This is a genomic window from Frankia sp. Mgl5 (genome assembly GCF_023242985.1).
GTDB lineage: Bacteria > Actinomycetota > Actinomycetes > Frankiales > Frankiaceae > Parafrankia > Parafrankia soli.
The window spans coordinates 27452-45577 of record NZ_JALKFY010000642.1; the positions used below are offsets into that span (position 1 = coordinate 27452).

Annotated in this window: 15 protein-coding genes and 2 pseudogenes; 12 read left to right on the forward strand and 5 right to left on the reverse strand. The window is 73.9% G+C overall.

Annotation, left to right across the window (positions count from 1 at the left end):
- On the reverse strand, positions 1 to 1709 hold a 1709-nt coding region (locus MXD62_RS20415; protein WP_248831116.1), incomplete at its 3' end, for a glycosyltransferase family 4 protein.
- Between the two features lie 241 nt (positions 1710 to 1950).
- Between MXD62_RS20415 and MXD62_RS20420 the strand changes: the two genes are divergently transcribed.
- From MXD62_RS20420 to MXD62_RS20430, 3 genes are all read left to right on the forward strand, one after another.
- Positions 1951 to 3330, forward strand: coding sequence for a polysaccharide biosynthesis protein (locus tag MXD62_RS20420; RefSeq protein ID WP_248831117.1), 1380 nt, complete (start codon positions 1951 to 1953; stop codon positions 3328 to 3330).
- Between the two features lie 181 nt (positions 3331 to 3511).
- Positions 3512 to 4297 (forward strand): FkbM family methyltransferase, encoded by a 786-nt coding sequence (locus MXD62_RS20425; protein WP_248831118.1) that lies wholly within the window; start codon positions 3512 to 3514, stop codon positions 4295 to 4297.
- On the forward strand, positions 4297 to 6102 hold the full coding sequence (locus MXD62_RS20430) for a hypothetical protein (RefSeq protein WP_248831119.1): 1806 nt from the start codon (positions 4297 to 4299) through the stop codon (positions 6100 to 6102). Before MXD62_RS20425 ends, MXD62_RS20430 begins: the two co-directional genes overlap by 1 nt.
- 66 nt (positions 6103 to 6168) lie before the next feature.
- Here MXD62_RS20430 and MXD62_RS20435 read toward each other — a convergent pair whose 3' ends face one another.
- Both MXD62_RS20435 and MXD62_RS20440 read right to left on the reverse strand, forming a co-directional pair.
- Positions 6169 to 6954: an ABC transporter permease subunit gene (locus tag MXD62_RS20435; protein ID WP_248831120.1), complete on the reverse strand. Its 786-nt coding sequence runs from the start codon at positions 6952 to 6954 to the stop codon at positions 6169 to 6171.
- Positions 6951 to 8171, reverse strand: a complete 1221-nt coding sequence (locus tag MXD62_RS20440) for an ABC transporter ATP-binding protein (protein WP_248831121.1) — start codon at positions 8169 to 8171, stop codon at positions 6951 to 6953. Before MXD62_RS20440 ends, MXD62_RS20435 begins: the two co-directional genes overlap by 4 nt.
- Before the next feature lie 3 nt (positions 8172 to 8174).
- On the opposite strand from MXD62_RS20440, the gene MXD62_RS20445 reads away from it, so the two are divergent.
- The 5 genes and pseudogenes from MXD62_RS20445 to MXD62_RS20470 form a co-directional block, all read left to right on the forward strand.
- Positions 8175 to 8321 (forward strand): hypothetical protein, encoded by a 147-nt coding sequence (locus tag MXD62_RS20445; RefSeq protein ID WP_248831122.1) that lies wholly within the window; start codon positions 8175 to 8177, stop codon positions 8319 to 8321.
- 400 nt (positions 8322 to 8721) lie between these two features.
- A complete protein-coding gene (locus MXD62_RS20450; protein ID WP_248831123.1) occupies positions 8722 to 9051 on the forward strand; it encodes a hypothetical protein in 330 nt (109 codons plus the stop codon).
- 355 nt (positions 9052 to 9406) lie between these two features.
- A complete protein-coding gene (locus tag MXD62_RS39290; protein ID WP_308301290.1) occupies positions 9407 to 11452 on the forward strand; it encodes a SpoIIE family protein phosphatase in 2046 nt (681 codons plus the stop codon).
- An 82-nt stretch (positions 11453 to 11534) separates the two neighbouring features.
- Positions 11535 to 12272: a DUF4230 domain-containing protein gene (locus MXD62_RS20465; protein WP_248831124.1), complete on the forward strand. Its 738-nt coding sequence runs from the start codon at positions 11535 to 11537 to the stop codon at positions 12270 to 12272.
- 485 nt (positions 12273 to 12757) lie between these two features.
- Positions 12758 to 13156: pseudogene (locus MXD62_RS20470) on the forward strand (Hsp20/alpha crystallin family protein); the annotation flags it as partial.
- Between the two features lie 39 nt (positions 13157 to 13195).
- Here MXD62_RS20470 and MXD62_RS40755 read toward each other — a convergent pair.
- Both MXD62_RS40755 and MXD62_RS20475 read right to left on the reverse strand, forming a co-directional pair.
- Positions 13196 to 13267: pseudogene (locus MXD62_RS40755) on the reverse strand (hypothetical protein); the annotation flags it as partial.
- Positions 13268 to 13464: 197 nt separating this feature from the next.
- The gene (locus tag MXD62_RS20475; RefSeq protein ID WP_020462757.1) at positions 13465 to 14358 is read right to left on the reverse strand and encodes an exodeoxyribonuclease III; all 894 of its coding nucleotides are present in this window, start codon (positions 14356 to 14358) and stop codon (positions 13465 to 13467) included.
- Positions 14359 to 14435: 77 nt separating this feature from the next.
- On the opposite strand from MXD62_RS20475, the gene MXD62_RS20480 reads away from it, so the two are divergent.
- The 4 genes from MXD62_RS20480 to MXD62_RS20495 all read left to right on the forward strand — a co-directional run.
- Positions 14436 to 14870 (forward strand): hypothetical protein, encoded by a 435-nt coding sequence (locus tag MXD62_RS20480; RefSeq protein WP_248831126.1) that lies wholly within the window; start codon positions 14436 to 14438, stop codon positions 14868 to 14870.
- Positions 14867 to 15613: a RibD family protein gene (locus MXD62_RS20485; RefSeq protein WP_248831127.1), complete on the forward strand. Its 747-nt coding sequence runs from the start codon at positions 14867 to 14869 to the stop codon at positions 15611 to 15613. The genes MXD62_RS20480 and MXD62_RS20485 overlap by 4 nt, the downstream gene beginning before the upstream one ends.
- A 93-nt stretch (positions 15614 to 15706) precedes the next feature.
- Entirely contained in the window at positions 15707 to 16564 is an 858-nt protein-coding gene (locus MXD62_RS20490) for a DUF1206 domain-containing protein (protein WP_248831128.1), read from the forward strand.
- A 268-nt stretch (positions 16565 to 16832) separates the two neighbouring features.
- Positions 16833 to 18126, forward strand: a 1294-nt coding sequence (locus MXD62_RS20495; protein ID WP_248831129.1) for an FHA domain-containing protein, incomplete at its 3' end; no start/stop codon positions are given.

Below are 18126 nucleotides of genomic sequence, written 5' to 3' on the forward strand. Positions count from 1 at the left end.
CAACCTCGGCGGGCGCCGCCGCCCAGGCCCCGACGCCGCACGCGGGCGCCGCCGCCGGCCCGGTTCGGGCCGGCGTGCGTGGCGGCGAGGAGCAGGTCCTCGCCGGTGGCCGCGCGGGGCCGCTGCACCGGCCGCAGCCCGCGACGGGCCAGCGCGGTGCGGGCCCCGGTGCTGTCGGCCCCGTAGAACAGGGCGACGAACCGGCGCCCCGGGCCCGGCAGCCCCGGCTCCCGGCCGGCCGCACCGGATTCCGGGGCGACCTCGAAGACCAGATCGGTCCGGCGCAGCACGGGAACCTCCGCACCCGGCGCCAGATCGAACTCGACCCAGGTCGCCTGGTCGTCGCGGCGCCGCCGGTCCCGCGGCGGGCGGGCGGCGAGTGGGCGTGCCGGCGCGTGCCGGGCCGGAGGCTCGCCCGGGCCCACGGCCGCGCGGCCGCCCGCGCCGGCCCCGGCGAGCCGGTCGAGCTCGGAGCCGATGACGGCGGCCAGCAGATCGGCGCTGGTGTCCCAGCTGAAGCCGCCGGCCCACGCCCGCGCGGCCGCGCGGATCTCCCTGGCCCGCGCCGGGTCGGCGAGCAGGGTCAACGCGCGGTCGACCGCGTCGACGAGCTGCCCGGGCTCGTCCACCAGCCAGCCGGTCACCCCGTCGCGGACGGAGTCGCGGAGTCCCGGGACCCGGAACGCGACCGCCGGTACCCCCATCCCGTTCGCCTCGAGTACCGACAGGCCCCATCCTTCGCCGTGGGAGGGGTTCACCGTCAGCCAGGCCGACGCCAGCACGGCGTCGCGGACCTCGGGAGCCGCGAATCCGTGCCAGCGCACGGTCGCGTCCGACGAGCCGTCGCCCTGTGTGAGCATCAGCCGGGCGGCGATGTCGGCGAGGCGGCGGCGGTCCGGCCCGTCGCCGACGAGGTGCAGGCTGAGGCCCGGGTGCCGCCCGACCAGCACGGGCAGCGCCTCGATCAGCAGGTGCAGGCGCTTGTGCGGGACGAGCCGGCCCACACACACGATCGTGGGCGCCGCCGCCCTCGCCCCGATGGCGCTGTCGGCACCGAGCGGGCCGTCCGTCCCGCCCGCGCCGCCGGAGGCGTCACCATCACCGCCGGCGTCACCATCACCGCCGGCGATGGTGACGCCGTTCGGGACGAGGAACCGGGCCCCGGGCAGCGCCAGCACCCCACGGGCCTCGTCCCTGGTGGACGGCGAGACCACGGCCACCGGCCGGCGGCCGTAGACCCACCGGCTGCCCGGGGTCTCGAGCAGCTGGCCGATCCGCGCCACCGGCCGCGGGAAGTACAGCGGGAACTGCTTCTGGTGGACGTGGTGCAGCACCTGCACCACCGGAATCCGGCTCGGCAGCACGAGCGGGCTGAAGAACGGGATGCCGTTCTGGCAGTCGACGACGGCGTCGACCCGCTCCCCGGAGCGGACCATCCGCGCCAGCCGGGCGAGCACCGACGGGTACACCCCGAAGGTGCCCCCGCCGCGGCGCACGGCGACCCCGCCGTCCGTGGTCGCGGCGGCGGCGCCCGGCGGGCGGGAGGTGAGCAGGGTGACGCGGACGCCGGCAGCGGCGAACCGCTCCGCGACCGAGTGGCAGAACAGCTCCGCCCCGCCGGCCTGCGGATGGGCGTTGTCGCGCCAGTTGAGGAAGACCAGGTGACGCCCGGTGAGGGCGTGAACGGGCCGGGGCGCGGCTGTGGTCACCGGATGTCTCCCATCGCTGGAGGTCTCGCGGCGCAAACCTACTGGCCGGCCGCCCCCCACCTTCGGGGGGCGCTACAGGACCGCCGCCCGCGACGGCCCGTTGTGTGTGGTCGTACGATTACCGGCAATTCCGCCCGCCAGCCGGTGGCCCGCCTCGACCGGCGCGGAGTACCAACCAGCGCGGAGCACCGGCCGCGGCAGGAACGCACGGACCCAGGAACACGGACCCAGGAAGAGGCAGATGGCGACGCGCTCCCGGGCGATGATCGCCGGGATGTTGGCCGGCCCGGCGGCGCTGGCGGTCGCGGGTGTCCTCGTGAACGGCCTCAACCTGTTCATGAACCTGGTGCTCGCGCGGGTGCTCGACCCGGCCCGGTACGGCGCGGTGGTCGTCCAGGTCAGCATTTTCATGATCCTCTCGGTGGTCGGCAACGCGCTGCTCATCGCCGTCGTGCAGCGGGAGACCGCCGATGACGGCGACAGCCGGCGCGCCCAGCGGGCCTGGATCAGGCGCCTGCGTGGTGTCTGCGGCATCGGCGTGGTCGCCGCGTCGGCCGCCGCCGTGCTGCTGTGCCGGCCGGCCGCGGCCCTGCTCTCCTACGCCCACCCGCTGGCCGTCGCCGAGGCCGTGATCGGTGCGGCGGTGTGGACGCTGCTGTGCGTCGAGCGCGGGGTGCTCCAGGCCCGGGGGGCCTATCCGCGCCTGGCGGTCAACTTCGTGGTCGAGGCGGCGCTGCGGATCGGGCTGATCGTCGCCTTCGTCGGTGCGGGCCTGGGGGTCAACGGCGCGGGGCTCGGGCTGGTGCTGGGCATCGCGCTCGGCGCCGAGCACGCCCGGCTGGGGGTCGCGAAGGTCCCGCGCCCGGCGAGGGCCGCGAAGCCCCACGCGGCGGCACCACTCTCCACCGGCCCGCTGCTCATCCCCGGGCCGGCGCGGTCCGGCCGCAGCGGGCTGTTGGCCGACACCTGGGTCGCGCTCGGCGCGCTCGTCCCGCTCGCGCTGCTGCAGAACATGGACGTCGTGATCGTCGGCTGGCTGGACCACGACGGGGGCGGCGCCTACGCGGCGATCTCGACGGCGTGCAAGATCCCGGTGTTCATCGGCCTGGCGGTGGCGAACTTCCTGCTGCCCGAGGCGGCGCGCAGGCGGGCCGCCGGGCACGGCACGGCCCCGGTGCTGGCGGTGGCGCTCGCGTTCGTCGTCACCCCGGGGCTGCTGCTCGTCGCCCTCGGTTCGGTGGCCGCCAGGCCGCTGCTGTCGATGGTCTTCGGACCCGACCTCGCGGGCGCGGCCTCCTCGCTGTCCGTGCTCGCGCTCGGCATGACCTGCCTGGCCGTGACGCTGATGTTCACCACCTACCTGCTCGGCGCGGCCCAGCGGCGGGTCGTCGCGGTCCTGACGGTGTGTGCCGTCGTCACGGCGGCGGCGCTGGGCCTCGCCGGCGGGGACCCGATGCGGACCTCGCTGGCCGGGCTCGCCTGCCATGCCATGACGGCGCTGGTCCTCGGGGCCCTGGTACACCACCTGCACCGCGCCGACGCGCGGGCCGGCGAGGCGGGTACGGTCCCTCCGGGTCAGCATCCTCCCGGCGGGGAGGCACAGCCCGTCGGCGTCTGGTGACACCTGACAGCGCACCGCTCGCCGCACCGCCCGCCGCGTCGCCGGCAGGCAGCGCCGCCCACCCGTGCCGGGCGTCCGTGCCCGGCGAACGTTCCCACCAAGGCCCGAAGCAGCCCGCCGGACGGCGGGCCGGAGGCCCATCGCGACCCGCCCTCCGGCGGGCCGTCCGAACGGAGTATCCGTGGCCCTGACCAGTTCCCTCGCCGAGCGCATCCCCGACAAGGTCTTCGCCTCGGCCATCGCTTACGCCCACCGCCGCTTCGAGCCGATCCTGAGCCAGGTCCGCATGTTCGTCGACCCGCACCAGACCGCGGTCGACGTGGGTGCCTGGTACGGCCCGTGGACGTACTGGCTGTCCAGGGTGGCCCGGTCGGTGGTGACCGTCGAGGCCAACCCGGAGCTGGCCGACTTCGTGGCCAGGACGGCGCCGTCCAACGTGACCGTGGTGCCGAAGGCGGCGTCGGACACGGCCGGGACGGCACGGCTGTGGCTGCCCCCGGGCGGCCGGGGCACCGAGGGGCGTGCCTCGCTGCTGCGTCCGACCGGCCGTGACGCGGCCGGGGCCTCCGCCGCCGAGGGCCGGGCCGTCGACGTGGAGACGATCCGGCTGGACTCGCTCGACCTGCGGGACGTCGGCCTGATCAAGGTTGACGTCGAGGGGCACGAGCTGGCCGTCCTGCGCGGCGCCGAGGGCCTGGTGCGCCGGTTCCGGCCGGTGCTGGTCGTCGAGGTGGAGGACGCGCGGTCGCCGGCCGCCGACACCCTCGACCTGCTGGCGAGCTGGGGCTACGAGGGCACCTTCCACCTCGACGGGGTGTGGCACCGGCTCGAGGGCTTCGACCTGGTCGGTCACCAGCGCGGGATGGAGGCCGTCGCCCAGCACGGGTACCTGCGCGCCGTCGCCGAGGGCGCCGGGGACAGCTACGTCAACACGATCGTCTTCCGTCCCAGGGCTGCCCGCATCTGATGCCGGACCCGACCGACGCGGCCGACCGGACCGACGCGGCCGAGCTCGACCCGGACGCCACCAACGATCTCGGGAGGCCCCGCTCCGGCCGGCCGGGCGCCCCCGCTCCGGCGTTCACCCGCCGGCGGCTGATCACCGGCGTGGCCGGCCTCGGCGCGCTGTCCGCCGCCGGGGCGGCCGCGTGGCGCCTGCTCGACGACGGCTCCGGCCCGCCGTCGTGGGTGCCGTCGCCGCACGCGTCCACGCCGGTGGGCGGGGCCACCGCGGCTCCGTCCCTGCCCCCCGGCTCGCTCAAGGAGATCCCCGAGGACCTGCTGACGATCTTCGGTGCGCCGGGCACGTTCGGTGATCTCGGCTCCGCGTCCAGGATCGACGTCGTCGACGTGCCTGGCTGGGGATTCGGCCCCGGGCAGGCCGGGTTCATGTCGGCGGTCGCGGCGGACGGAACGGTCTTCATCAGCACGACGCCGTTCACCGACGACCAGTCGAAGCTCACCGGGACCGGTATGGAGCTCGGCCTGTTCGAGCCGGAGGGGCGCCGTTTCACCCGCCTGGTCATCCCGTCATCCACCGGCCGGGAGGCGCAGCCGCGCGCCGACCCCGCCTTCGCCGGCATCGGCGGCGGCGACGTCTCGGACGTCATCGTGGTGCCCGCGCCGGCAGGGGAGGGGGGCGAGCGAGCCGTCTTCACCTCGCTGATGCCCTACTACAACTGGGACGTGCGGACCTACGGCCAGCTGCCGACCTTCGGGCAACTGCGCCGCGGCGGCCCGGGCGGCGCGTGGCGCTACGACCCGGGGCTGTCGCGCACCGCCGACGCCCTGGCGGGCACCCTCGAGCCGCACATCGCCGCCACCGCCTTCCCCGTCGTCTACCAGGGGCAGCCGCGTTCGCCGCGCGGCCCCGCGTCCATCGCCAGGCTCCCGCGCAGCGGGCACCTGGTCGTCGCCCAGTACCTGGGTACCGGCTACGGCGGGACGGAGAACGGCGCGCTCATGGTCCTCGACCTCGACGGCCGCGTCCGCGCGTACTGGCAGTACCCGCAGGTCCGGCCGTTGGGCGTACAGGTGGTGGTCAACCCGCGGGAGGTCGTCGCCGACCCGACCAGCGAGGCCGACGACGAGCGCTTCGTCCTGATCAGCGACTGCCGGGGCGCCGACTACGTCACGCATCCGTTCCCGATCCAGGAGTTCTCGTACCAGGCGTCGACCGGCCGGATCATCCCGCGCAGCACCGCGGTGCGCGCCGTGCAGGACGGCTCGCGGATGGAGACCGCGGGCTTCGGCGCGGACGGCACCCTCTACGTGGCCCGGACGAAGTCCGACGGGCTGCGCGCCGACCGCCTCGCGGTCTACCCGAAGCTCGGGCGCGAGCGGGGCCTGGTCACCCGGACCCCGGCCACCGGCAACTGGCCGGTCGCGACCTGGGGCCAGGACAACCGGCCGGACTTCCTCGTCGCCAACACCGACCGCGGCGGGCTGGTGCGCAGCCTGACCGTCGACCCGACGACCGGGACGGTGCTCCTCGCCGGCCTGGACGGTTTAGTGACGGCGGTGCGCCCGGCGGGCCGGGGCAGCCGGATGACCTTCCGGACCCTGGACCCGGTGGACGTCGGCCTGGACCACCTGCGCGGGCCGGCGACCCGGTACGTCGGGATCCGGCGGGGGGCGGTGGACGCGCGGCGCCGCGTGCTGTGGCTGCCGGTGAACCAGATGGTGCTCGACGGCATCCGCTGGCCCTACCCGCCGTTCAAGCTGGACCAGTGGCTGCTGCGGGTGAACCTGGACGTGCTGCTCCGCGAGTGAGCGCCGGCCCGCGCGCCGGGCGGTTCCGGTGCGCCGGGTGGCGGGTGGCGCCGAGAGCCCTGGTCGTCAGGCGGTGACGTCCCGGCGGCGGAACAGCACCGCCGTGACCGCCGCGGCCAGACCGCAGAACACCAGCACCCGCACGCCCGCGGCGGAGTACGCGGTCGTGTACCCGTTGCCGCCGACGGCCACGATCTCCATCAGGTGCGCCGGCAGCCACCCGCCGGCCGGGGCGTAGATCCGGGACACCAGCATCTCGACCGGCAGGGCGTAGGCGACCCCGACCGCGATCGCCGCGGCGGGGGAGCGCAGCACCACGGCCGCGAGCGCCCCGACGGCGGCGTAGCCGAGGGTGCCGAACGCCACGTTGGCCAGGCCCTTCCCGAACTCGGCCAGCCCGGAAAGGGACAGCCACGCGTCGGTCGGGATGTTGTTCAACGGCGCCAGGGCGAACGACAGCCCCACCGTGACCAGCGCGGACACGGTGACCACGAGCACGAGGAAGACCACCAGCGCCAGCACCTTGCCGGCCAGCAGCCGCAACCGGTGCGGCTGCGCGACGAGCTGGTTGCGCAGCGTCCCATGGGAGTACTCGCCGGCGATCGCCGAGGCGGTGACGGACAGCGCCACCACACCCAGCAGGATCGTCACCGCCTCCAGGCCCTCGATGACCCCGGACGGCGCGGCGAGCATCGCGACCGACACCGGATCGCCGTCGAAGTCGGTGCGGCCCGCCGAGAAGATCGTCAGCGCAGTGCCCAGCGCGGCGACGGCCGCGACGGCGACGAGAGTGCCGACCAGGAACCGCCGGCGCAGCAGCGGTACCCACTCGGAACGGAAGGCGTCGATCATGTGGCACCACCTCGCATCGTCAGGTCACCGTCGACGTCCCCCGTCGCCTTGAGGAAGGTCTCCTCCAGGTTCGGCCGGTGCGTCCGGATCGACCGCAGGGTGATCCCGGCCCGCATGGCCAGCCGGTTGATGTCCGGCGCCAGCCCTTCGGGCGCGTGCGCGACGACCACCGGGTGCCGTTCGACCATCGCCGGCATGGGCCGTGACCCGCCGGCCATCTCGATCTCTATGCGCAGCCCGGCCGCGCCCAGCACCCCGGCGAGCCGGATGGCGTCGTCGTCGCGCTCGGGCACCATCAGGATGCGAGGGTCCTCGGCCGCCAGGAGTTCGGCCACATGCCCCTGGAACAGCATCCGGCCGTTCCTGATCATCACCAGGTGGTCGCAGATCTGCTCCACCTCCGAGAGCAGGTGGCTGGACACGAAGACCGTCATCCCCGTGCCGGCGAGATCCCGCAGCAACGTGCGGATCTCCCGGATGCCGGCCGGGTCCAGCCCGTTCGTCGGCTCGTCCAGGATCAGCAGGTCCGGGTTCGGTAGCAGCGCCGCCGCGATACCGAGCCGCTGCTTCATCCCCAGGGAATAGGTGCCGAACCGGTCGTCGGCCCGGGTGGAGAGGCCGACCTGGTCGAGTACCTCCGCCACCCGATCGCGCCGGCCCCGCCGGCCGCGGCCGGCCGCTCCCGCGCCAACCGCTCCGTGCCTGCTGGCTCCGCCCGCCCGGTGGGATCGGCCGAGTCCGCGCAGCAGGGCGAGCTGGTCGAGATTGCGCCGACCGGACAGGCCCGGATGGAACGTCGGCCCTTCGATCATCGCCCCGGTCCGGTCGAGGTACCGGTCGGGCGCGCTCACCGGCTCGCCGAGGACGTAGGCCTGGCCCTCGGTCGGGCGGACCAGGCCCAGCAGCATCCGCAGCGTCGTCGACTTGCCGGCGCCGTTCGGTCCGACGAAGCCGGAGAGGGCGCCGACGGGAACGCGTAGGTCCAGGTGATCCACGACGCGGCGTTCGCCGTACCGCTTGGACAGGCCGCGGGTCCAGACCGCGGTGTCGGACGGCACCGGCCGCGAGCCACGGTGCCGGCCGCGGGCGGGCGTGATCGACGTCGCCCCGCCCCTCCGCCTGGTGTCGGACGGGACGGTCGACGTCGCCCCGCCCCGCCCGGTGTCGGACGGGGCGGCCTGGCGACGCGCCGGCTCGGCGGGCGTGCTCGCCGTCATCGCGTGCCTGATGAGGTCGTCGTCGGCATCGTCGGAATGATCTCCTTCGGGCGAGTGGACGTCATGGTCGCCGAACGGCGACGAGGAGGGCGGTACGCCCACGGGATGGGCCTGGCCGCGGACGGCCGTGTCGGGACCGGGTTCGAGTGACCGCGCCTGGGCCGGCGGAACGCGAGGCGTCTTCCGTCGGGGCTGATGCTCCTCACCGCGCCGCGGTTCCTCACCACCACACGGCCTGCGCTGACGAAACAGTCGGGTGACGACAGGTAACCACCGGCCGTGCCGGTGGGTTCCGCTCTTTCTGCTCGGTTACTCGAACGAACGCACGGTAGCCGAACGTTCCTGGCGGTGTCCTGTCGAGATGAGGAGTCCGGGGTCGGACCCCGGCCGTGCCGACCGTGCGAATCGGGTGCGACCACCAGAAAGGACGAAATCCCGGCGGGGGTGTCCGCCGCGCTCGGTTCCCGAGCGTGTTGGAGGGGTATCTCGGCGTGGTCGTGGTTCGCCCAGGGCCCATCCGGGGCGGGCGGCGGCCGGCGGGGGGCGATCGATGCTCTGGTTCGTGCTCACCTCGTTCGTGCTCGGGATGCTCGCGGCGGTGGCGGCCCGAGCGGTCCTTCCCGGCCGCCGCCCGCTGATGCTGGGGACGGCCTCCGTGTTGGGCGTCCTCGGTGCGCTGCTCGGCGGAGCCGTCGGTCAGGTCGTGCTCGCCCGCCCGGAGGGCGCCGAGCCCGCGTCACGGGCGGTCGTCGGGTCCCTCCTCGGCGCCCTGCTGGTGATCACGATCGGTTGGGGTGTGCGAGCGCACCGTTACCACAGTGGCCCGCGCCAAGCCGGATCCCAGCGGCCGAAGCCCGAACGCGTGGGCCCGCGCCGTTGACGGCTACCGCGCGCGGTGTCCCGCGCGGACCACCACCGTCTGCCCGATGCCCGGCCGATGTCTCGCCGATGCCCGGCGTGCCGACGGTCAGAGGTGCGCCGGCTCCCGGCCCCCACCCGCCGCCCGACACCATGATTACGCATGCCAACCATGCATACCCGACACCGGAACTACCGGCGGTCGACACCGAACGATGTCGGGATCTGGTGCCCCGGCGTTGCTGATCGGATGGCCGCTGGATGGGTGTCTCCCGACCTGGACGACAATGCCTCCTGAGGACAGTGCGTCGTGGCGGGACGGCCTCCCCGGGGGACACCCCCGGGATCACCGCGGTCGTGCGCCGGAGGAGTGACGGGTGGGTGAGACGGCGGGTCTGCGCAGCGGTATCCGCGTGCTCGTCACGATCTCCACGATCGCCGTAGCCGTGATGCTCGCGCTCGCCGTGTTCGCCGCGTTGCGCGCGAACAACGCGGCCGCCGAGCGCGGCGAGCGACTCGACCCGGCGGCGACGACCACCGCTCTTCTGCTCGCCGACTTCGTCGACCAGGAGAGCGCCGTCCGCGGCTATCTCATTACCGAGGAGCCGAGCTTCCTCGGCCCGTACAACGAGTCCGATCGCACGATTCCCCAGCAGATGAACCGGCTACAGCAACTGCTGGCCGAGTTCCCCGACCTCATCCAGGGCACCGCCGAGATCGAGGCCGCCTACCAGGCGTGGCGCAGTGATGTCGCCGAACCCGAGGTCGCCGCGATGGAGGTCGGCGACGTCCAGATCGCGCGGAACATCGAAAAGGCCGGCGGCAGGGTGCGCTTCAACGAGCTGCGCGGCCGGGTGGCGGATCTCGGGATAGCGATCGACAACGAGCAGACCGCGGCGTCCGGGCGGCTGGAGAGCGCCGCGGTCCTCCTCCTCAGCTCACTGGCGAGCGCCGCGTTTGTGATTCTCGGCGTGGTACTCACGGTGTTGACCGTGCTGCGCAGGTGGCTGCTGCGCCCCATCGACGCCCTGCGCCGGGCGGTGAACGCCGTCGCTGCCGGCCGGTACGACACCAGGATCCCCGAGGTCGGGCCGGAGGAGATCGTCGAGCTCGCCGGCAACATCGAGGCGATGCGCGCGCAGCTCGTCCGGCTCGTGCGGCAGAACGAGCGGTCATGGGAGGCCCTCGCCCAGCAGGGGCCGGCGGTGGTCGCGTTGCGTGACGCGCTTACACCGTCCGTGCTGCGGGCGCCTGGGCTGGTGCTGCGGGGACGGGTCGACCCGGCGCAGGGCGAGCTCGCCGGCGACTGGTACGACTCCTTCGAGCTCCCGGACGGACGGGTCGGGATCGTGGTCGGTGACGTCTCCGGCCATGGCGCCGTGGCCGGTGTCTTCGCGTTGCGCCTCAAGCAGCTCCTCGACGCCGCGCTGACCCGGGGCGCCGATCCCGGCCAGGCGATCGAGTGGGTCGTCGACAGTCTCGGGGAGACCGACGAGATGTTCGCGACCGCGGTGGTCGCGGTGGTCGACCCCGCCAGCGGGGAGGTCCGGCTCGCCAACGCGGGCCATCCGGACGCGCTGCTGCTGCGCCGGGCGCGTCGCGCCGGGCCCGCGGGCGACGTCGGAGAGGGCGCGCCCAGGCTGGGGGAGCCCGTAGGCCCGCGGACGGTTGTCGCCGTCGCCGGCACGTTCGTCGCCGGTGCCGTCGTCGGCGAGACCATCGAGGGCGAGGCCGTCGAGCGCGATGCCGCCGCAGCCGATGCCGTTGGAGCCGGTCTCGTCGGAACGGACATTTCTGGAGTGGACGCCGTCGAGGGCACGGCCGGCGCGGGGCGCGGGGCGCGCGCCGAGGCGGTGAGCCGGTCCGGGCGTGGTGCCTCCGGCGGGGAGGCGCGGGAGCCAGGACTGGCCTCGGCGGTGGCCCGCGCCGGGTCCGCCGGCGGAGGCGTCGGCAGCGGCAGCGGTGGCAGCGGCAGCGGTGGCAGCGGCGCTGGCGCGGGCAGCGGCGGCGGTGGTGGTGGCGGGGCTGGGGCTGGGGGCCCGGCACTCCCGGAAGCGGGGCCGGGACGGCTACAGGCCGCCGGCCGCCGCGCGGAGGTGGCCTGCCTGGCCGCCACCGGGCCGATCATGTCGAGCCTGGTCGCCGCCGACGGCGCGTGGCACACCGACGTGCTGCAGCTGGAACCCGGCGACGTGCTGTTCGTGTATACCGACGGGCTGGTGGAGGCCAGGAACGCGGCCCACCAGCAGTTCGGCGTCGATCGGCTCGTCGCCGAGCTGCTGCGCGACCCGCGGCGGGCGCCGGCCGAGCTGTTGGACGACGCGTTCGAGGTCGTACGGCGCCACGCCCCGGGCCGGCCGAGCGACGACCGCACCGCGATCGTCGTCGCCCGCACCACCGAGGTCTCCCGCCCGCGCCCCTGACCGGCCCCCGCGGCTGGGAAGCGACGCGCGGCACGATCGCGACAACGATTGATCGCAATCTTCGTCGGGTACATGTCCGACCATGAGTGACGAGTCCGGTTCCGCCCTTCGGGACACGCCTGGTTCCACCGAGCAGGACGATTCCGGCGCCACGCGACGTATCCGCGCGGTGCGCTCCCGACTCAGCCCCGTCCGCCTGATCGCCTACCTCGTGCTGGTGCTCCTCGTCATCTCCGGCCTCGCGTTCGTCACCGGTTGGCGGCCGTCGATACCGAACCCGTTCGAGGAGCGGACGATCGACCGCAGCTCGCCGGCCGTGCTCCGCTCGCTCGAGGATCTCAGCGAGTACCACGCGGCGAGCGCGCACTTCGAGGTCGTCGTCGACCTGGAGGAGGACAGCCGCTGGATCCCGGACGCGCTGCGCGGGGAGCGCACGCTGTTCGTCGGGGTCGGCACCGTCGACTCGGTCATCGACTTCGGCAAGCTCGGGGACGGCGCGGTCACCGTCTCCGCGGACCGGCGGTCGGTGACCATCCAGCTGCCCGCTCCCACCATCTCCGAGCCGCGGCTCGATCTCGACAAGAGCTACGTGGTCGCCCGCCAGCGGGGCGCGCTGAACCGGGTGGGCGGGCTGTTCGGCGGCCAGAGCAATGACTCCGAGCTCTACCAGACGGCGTCCGCGAAGATGGCCGACGCCGCGAATGCCGACGGCCAGGTGCTCGCGCTCGCGAAGACGAACACCACGGCGATGCTGCGCGGCCTCCTCGGTGCGCTCGGCTTCACCGATGTGAAGGTGACCTACGCGGAGGACCCCAAGTAACGCCCCGGGCGCCGAACCCGTCCCGCCGGTGGTATTCCGTCGGCGGGACGGAGCAGCGGCGGGCGGAGACGCGGCCCAGCGCGATCCGGGACCACCGGACGCGCTGGGCCGCTCACGCGTTCGGCGGCCTGCCCGCCCATGGGTCCGGCTCACTGGTGGTCAGGCGGCGTCCTCGCGCGAGGTTCCTCCTGGTCGGCGCCGTAACGCGGGTGACTGTCGGAGCCCGCAGCGGTTTGCCCTGCGCGGTAGGGGGTGGCGCCACAGGAACAGAGCCTCACCTCGCGACGGTTTTGCACATCAGTGGCATGCGAGTTACTGAGCTCACTTGCCTTCGTAAGATTGAGTCGTCTAGACTCATGTACGTGCCCGACGGAGAGGTTGATCGGGCCCGACGACGAGAGGCTTCACGCACGAGGCCCCGCCCAGAGGGGAGTACGACCGAGATGAGCACCTACCTGTGGGACCCGTTCGCCGCGTTCGAGCGCATGGACCGTGAGTTCAACGAGATCGTCCGGCGGTCGTGGGGCTCGCGGGAGCGCACCGTGCGCCCGCTGCGCGCGACGAACCGTCCGCAGAGCGTCGTGCCGAGCGCCGATGTCCTGGTCGACGGGGACGACGTTCTGATCAATCTCGAGCTGCCGGGTGTCGACGTCGAGAAGGACGTGACGGTGGAGATCGACCGCGGGGCGCTCGTCGTCCGCGGTGAGCGTTCGTCCACCCAGGAGAAGACGGTCAACGGCCGGGTACACCGCGAGCGGTGGCACGGGTCGTTCCGCCGGGAGTTCGCCCTTCCGGAGAACGTCGACGCGACCGGGATCAGCGCGCGCTACGACCGCGGTGTGCTGACCGTCCGGCTGGCGGGAGCGGCGGCGCCGCCGCGCAGCACGCGGATCCCGGTCAGCGCTTCCCCGGTGGCGGCGCAGCTACCCACGGCGGAGGGGAGCGCCGGCACGGAGAACAGCGCCAGCGCCCAGAACAGCTCCGTCGCCGAGAGTGGTGCCCTGCGTGACGGCGGCGCGGCGGCCGAGTCGCCCGCGTCCTGACCCAACGTGGCACCGGTCGGCGCGCTAGCAGCGCCTGACCGGAGAACGAAGCATGATCGCCCCCGGTGTGCGGACCCTGTCCGGTTCGTTCGCCGGGGGCGACTGCGTTACGGGCCGAGCCGGCGTCGGCAGCCGGCCGGCGGGAGCGGTCAGGTGGAGGCGCGGCGGCGGGTGCCCGCCCCGGCTCGGGAGGACGACCCACGCGCGGAGGAGCCGCGCGAGGACGGGGGCGGCACCATCGGGCCGATGTCGCCGTCCGGCGCCTCGTCCAGGTCGACGACGACCGGGGCGTGGTCGCTCGTCCCGGTGCCCTTGCGGGCGGCCCGGTCCACCCACACCGCGCGTGCCCGGGCCGCGACGTCGGCCGTGGCCAGGGTCAGGTCGATGCGCATCCCGTAGTTCTTGGGGAAGCAGAGCTGGCGGTAGTCCCAGTAGGTGTAGACGGTCTCGTCCGGCCAGCGCTCGCGCATCAGGTCGAGCAGGCCGGCGTCGTGCAGCCGCCCGAGCGCGGCGCGCTCGGCCTCGGTCACGTGGGTCGCGCCCTCGAACTCGGCGATGTCCCAGACGTCGGCGTCCGTCGGCGCGATGTTGAAGTCGCCGAGCGTCATCACCGGCCCCTGCGGGGCGAGCTCGGCCACGACGTCGCGCAGCGCGGCCAGCCAGGCCAGCTTGTAGGCGTAGTGCGGGTCCTCCACCGTGCGCCCGTTGGGCACGTACAGCGACCAGATCCGGATGCCGCCGCAGCTCGCGGAGATCGCCCGCGGCTCGGGCCCCGGGAACCCGGGGTCGCCGGGCAGCCCGCGCCGTACATCCTCCAGCCCGGCGCGGGAGAGGATCGCCACCCCGTTCCAGCGGCCGTCGCCGTGGTGCGCGACCCGGTAGCCGCGGCGGAAGAGATCCTCGTCGAAGAGCTCGAGGAACGCCTCGTCCGAGAGCTTGGTCTCCTGCAGGCAGACCACGTCGGGGCTCGCGCGGTCAAGCCATTCGATCAGCCGGGGCTGCCGGGCCTTGGCCGAGTTGATGTTCCAGGTCGCGATCCGCACACCGTGAGACGGTAGTCCTCACCTCCGACAGATCTCCGCACCGACCGGTCCGTGCCATCCTCGGAGACATGACACCGATGTCCGCTCCTGGCAGGAGCGCGCGGCCTGGTCGGCCGGGATTCGCCGCGGCGTTGTTCGTCGCGGCGGGCGCCGCCGGCCTCGCCGGCTGTGACCAGGTCTCCGAGGAGACCCGTGCGGCCGGCGCGACCGTGGTCTGCTCACAGATCAACATTCAGCCGAGCGAGATCGAACAGAATCCGGAGTCGGCGCGCCTGGTCGCCCTCCTCGTACGCGACCTGGCGCCCGAGGACGACATCCGGGCCATCGCCGACCGCGTCGCGGACGATCCGACGGTGCTCAGCCCCCGCGCCCAGCTCGCGGACTGGGTGGACCAGCGCTGCGGGAACGCCGTCGGCGGCTCCGGCGGCTCCGGCGGTTCGGGTGGTTCCGGTGGCTCGGGCGGCGGCGGGGCAGGCGGCGGGGACTCGGACGGCGAAGACTCCGAGGAGTGACCGCGCGCCCGTACGTGCTTCTGAGCTGCGCGATGTCACTGGACGGGCGGATCGACGACTGCTCGCCCCAGCGGCTGGTCCTCTCCAGCCAGGCCGATCTCGACCGCGTGGACGAGGTCCGGGCCGGTTGCGACGCGATCCTGGTCGGTGCCCGCACGCTGCGCCGCGACAATCCCGGCCTCGCGGTCCGCTCGGAGCGCCGCCGAGCCGAGCGGACGGCGGCCGGCCGGCCGGCGACGCCGCTGCGCGCCGTCCTGACCAGCGGCGGACGGCTCGACCCGGACGCCCGCTTCTTCCTGGACGGCGCGGAGAAGGTCGTCTACCGGTTCGCCGGAGCCGCGTCCCGGCCTGCGACTGAATCTGGGCCCGGCGCTGGAGCGGGGGCGGGTACCGGGACCGGGTCGCCGGCACCGGCCGTCCCCCCGGATCTTTCCGCGGTGGCGACCGTCGTCGATCTCGAGGCGCCGCCGCTGGAGCACCTGCTGGACGACCTGAGCCGGCGCGGCACGCGGCGCCTACTGGTAGAGGGCGGCACCACCGTGCACACCGCGTTCCTCACCGCGGGCCTGGTGGACGAGCTGCACCTGGTCATCGCGCCGTTCTTCGTCGGTGAGGCCGCCGCCCCGATGTTCGTCGGCCCGGGTTCGTTCCCGTTCGACACCGCGCACCGACTGCGGCTCGTGGACGTCCGCCAGCTCGACGGCGTCGTGCTGCTGCGTTACCTGACACCGTCCGTGACCTGATGTCGTCCGGCTGACGCCTATCCGTTTTGTGTGCCTCCCGTCGGGCAGACGGCCTAAGGGCGTTCCGCCCGAACTGTTCGTCGAGGAGGACCCGTGTCCGTACCCAGTGTCGCGCGACCAGGGCGCGCGGCCGCGTCTGCCGGCGGTGCCAAGGCCCGGCGTGCCCGCGACAGCAAGGCGGTCGACCTGACCGCACGCCTCGGTTTCGCAGCCCGAGGACTGGTCTACGTCCTGATCGGGATCATCGCCCTCCAGATCGCGTTCGGCGGTTCCGGGGAGCAGGCGAACCGGCAGGGCGCGCTGCGGGAGATCTCGGACAAGCCCTTCGGCACGGCGGTGCTGATCCTGCTCGTCATCGGATTCGTCGGATATGCGCTGTGGCGCCTGCTGGAAGCGGCCGTCGGGCACCACGAGGAATCCGACGAGAAGAAGCGCACAGCCAAGCGGGTGGTGTCCGGTATCCGCGGTGTGATCTACCTTGTGATCGCGGGCAGCACCGTCGCCTTCCTCACCTCGGGTAGTTCGGGATCCGGCTCTGGTGAGCCCGCTCCGTACACGGCCCGGGTCATGGATAACACCGGTGGCCGGTGGCTGGTCGGCGCGGTCGGCCTGATTGTGGTCGGTGTCGGCATCGGCATGATCGTCAAGGGTGTGACGACCAAGTTCGAGGAGAAGCTCAAGAGCGGGGAGATAAGCCCCGCGATGCGCGCCGCCAGCAAGCGCATCGGCCAGGTCGGCTACATCGCGCGTGGCATCGTGTTCGGCCTGGCCGGGGTGTTCGTGGTCAAGGCCGCCGTCGAGTTCGACCCCGACGAGGCCAAGGGCTTCGACGGCACGCTCCGCACGATCGCCGACCAGGCGTACGGCCAGGTGCTGCTCGTCGTCTGTGCCGTCGGCCTGGTGCTGTTCGGCGCCTACTCCTTCATCGAGGCGCGGTACCGCAAGCTCTGAACCAGCTCCCCGCACGGCCGAACCGCCCGCCGGACGAAGGCGGGCGGTTCGGATCATCTGCCCTGGTGGTTTGCTTTGTCGGTCGTCGCCTTCCGGACATGTCGCGGATCAGTGCAGAATCCGTCGGGTCGGGGAGGCAGACTAGGTGGCGTCGAGCGGACGATCAACGTCGTCTCGCGGCCGCGGCGTCGCCTGGCCGGCAATGGCATCGCAGTCGGCACTGACATCGCAGCCGGCACCATGGCGGTAGGGGCAAAGGGGAGTACAGGTGGATCGGACCACGCTGAGCGTGATCAGCCCGGCGGGCCACAACACGCTGACGGGCGACGCTCCGTGCGTGGTCGGTCGGGCACGCGGCGCGGACATCGTCATCAACGACGCGCGGGTGTCCCGGCGTCATCTCGTGCTTGAGCCGGTCGCCGGCGGCTGGCATGTGCGGGACACCAGCGCCAACGGCCTCTGGCAGGACGGTCGCCGGATGGGGGACACCACGGTCCGCTCGACCGAGGTCCGCTTCCGGCTCGGCGCCGCGGACGGCCCTGAGGTCGTGCTGGTGCCCTCATCCGTCGGGCTGGCCTCCGGTGCCGCAGCGGGCTCCGCGCCCGCCGCCTCGGCACCCGCTCCCGCGGTCCCGGCCGGGCCGCCGCCGCGCGTGGCGGGTGCGCCGGGATGGCCGTCGCCCAACCCCAACCCCAACCCCGGTCCCGCGCCCGCCGGCCCAGGTCACACGCCCACCCCCGGCCACACGCCCACCCCCGGCCACGCGCCCACCCCCGGCCACGCGCCCACCCCCGGCCACGCGCCCACCCCCGGCCACGCGCCCACCCCCGGTCGCGCGCCCGCCTCCGGCCGGGCCCGGGCAGCGGCACCGCCGACGGCCCCGGCATCGGCCCGCCCGCCGGTCCCGGGGGGCCACCAGCCACCGCACGCCGGGGGTCCGGGCGCCGCCGGCCCGGACACCGCCTCCGCGGCGCTCGACCTGGAGACGGCGCAGAGCGCCATCGTGCACGCCCGCCGCAAGATGCACCCGCTGCGGCCCGGCACGGTCCGGCTCGGCCGCTCGCGCGACAACGACATCTCCGTCGCGGACCTGCTCGCCTCGCGGCACCACGCCGAGCTGCTGGTCGCCCCCGGCAGGGTCGAGGTCGTCGACCTCGGGTCGGCGAACGGCACGTTCCTCAACGGCCAGCGCATCGGGCGGGCCCAGGTCGGGCAGCGCGACGTCATCGCGATCGGGCACCACCTCTACCAGCTCGAGGGCGACTCGCTGGTGGAGTACGTCGACTCGGGTGACGTCGCCTTCGAGGTGCAGGCGCTGTCGGTGTTCGCCGGCACCAAGCAGCTGATGCACGACATGACCTTCCGGCTGCCCGGCCGCTCGCTGCTCGGTGTGGTCGGTCCCAGCGGGGCGGGCAAGTCGACCCTGCTCAACGCGCTGACCGGCTTCCGCCCGGCGGACGTGGGCTCCGTCCGCTACGCCGGGCGGGATCTCTACGCCGAGTACGACGAGCTGCGCCGGCGCATCGGCTACGTCCCGCAGGCCGATCCGCTGCACGCCCAGC

Excerpts from the sequence above, each read along its gene's own strand:
- MXD62_RS20420 (WP_248831117.1), top strand. The coding sequence starts at position 1,951 with ATGGCGACGCGCTCCCGGGCGATGATCGCCGGGATGTTGGCCGGCCCG.
- MXD62_RS20430 (WP_248831119.1), top strand. The coding sequence starts at position 4,297 with ATGCCGGACCCGACCGACGCGGCCGACCGGACCGACGCGGCCGAGCTC.
- MXD62_RS20435 (WP_248831120.1), bottom strand. The coding sequence starts at position 6,954 with ATGATCGACGCCTTCCGTTCCGAGTGGGTACCGCTGCTGCGCCGGCGG.
- MXD62_RS20440 (WP_248831121.1), bottom strand. The coding sequence starts at position 8,171 with ATGACGGCGAGCACGCCCGCCGAGCCGGCGCGTCGCCAGGCCGCCCCG.
- MXD62_RS20450 (WP_248831123.1), top strand. The coding sequence starts at position 8,722 with ATGCTCTGGTTCGTGCTCACCTCGTTCGTGCTCGGGATGCTCGCGGCG.
- MXD62_RS20465 (WP_248831124.1), top strand. The coding sequence starts at position 11,535 with ATGAGTGACGAGTCCGGTTCCGCCCTTCGGGACACGCCTGGTTCCACC.
- MXD62_RS20480 (WP_248831126.1), top strand. The coding sequence starts at position 14,436 with ATGTCCGCTCCTGGCAGGAGCGCGCGGCCTGGTCGGCCGGGATTCGCC.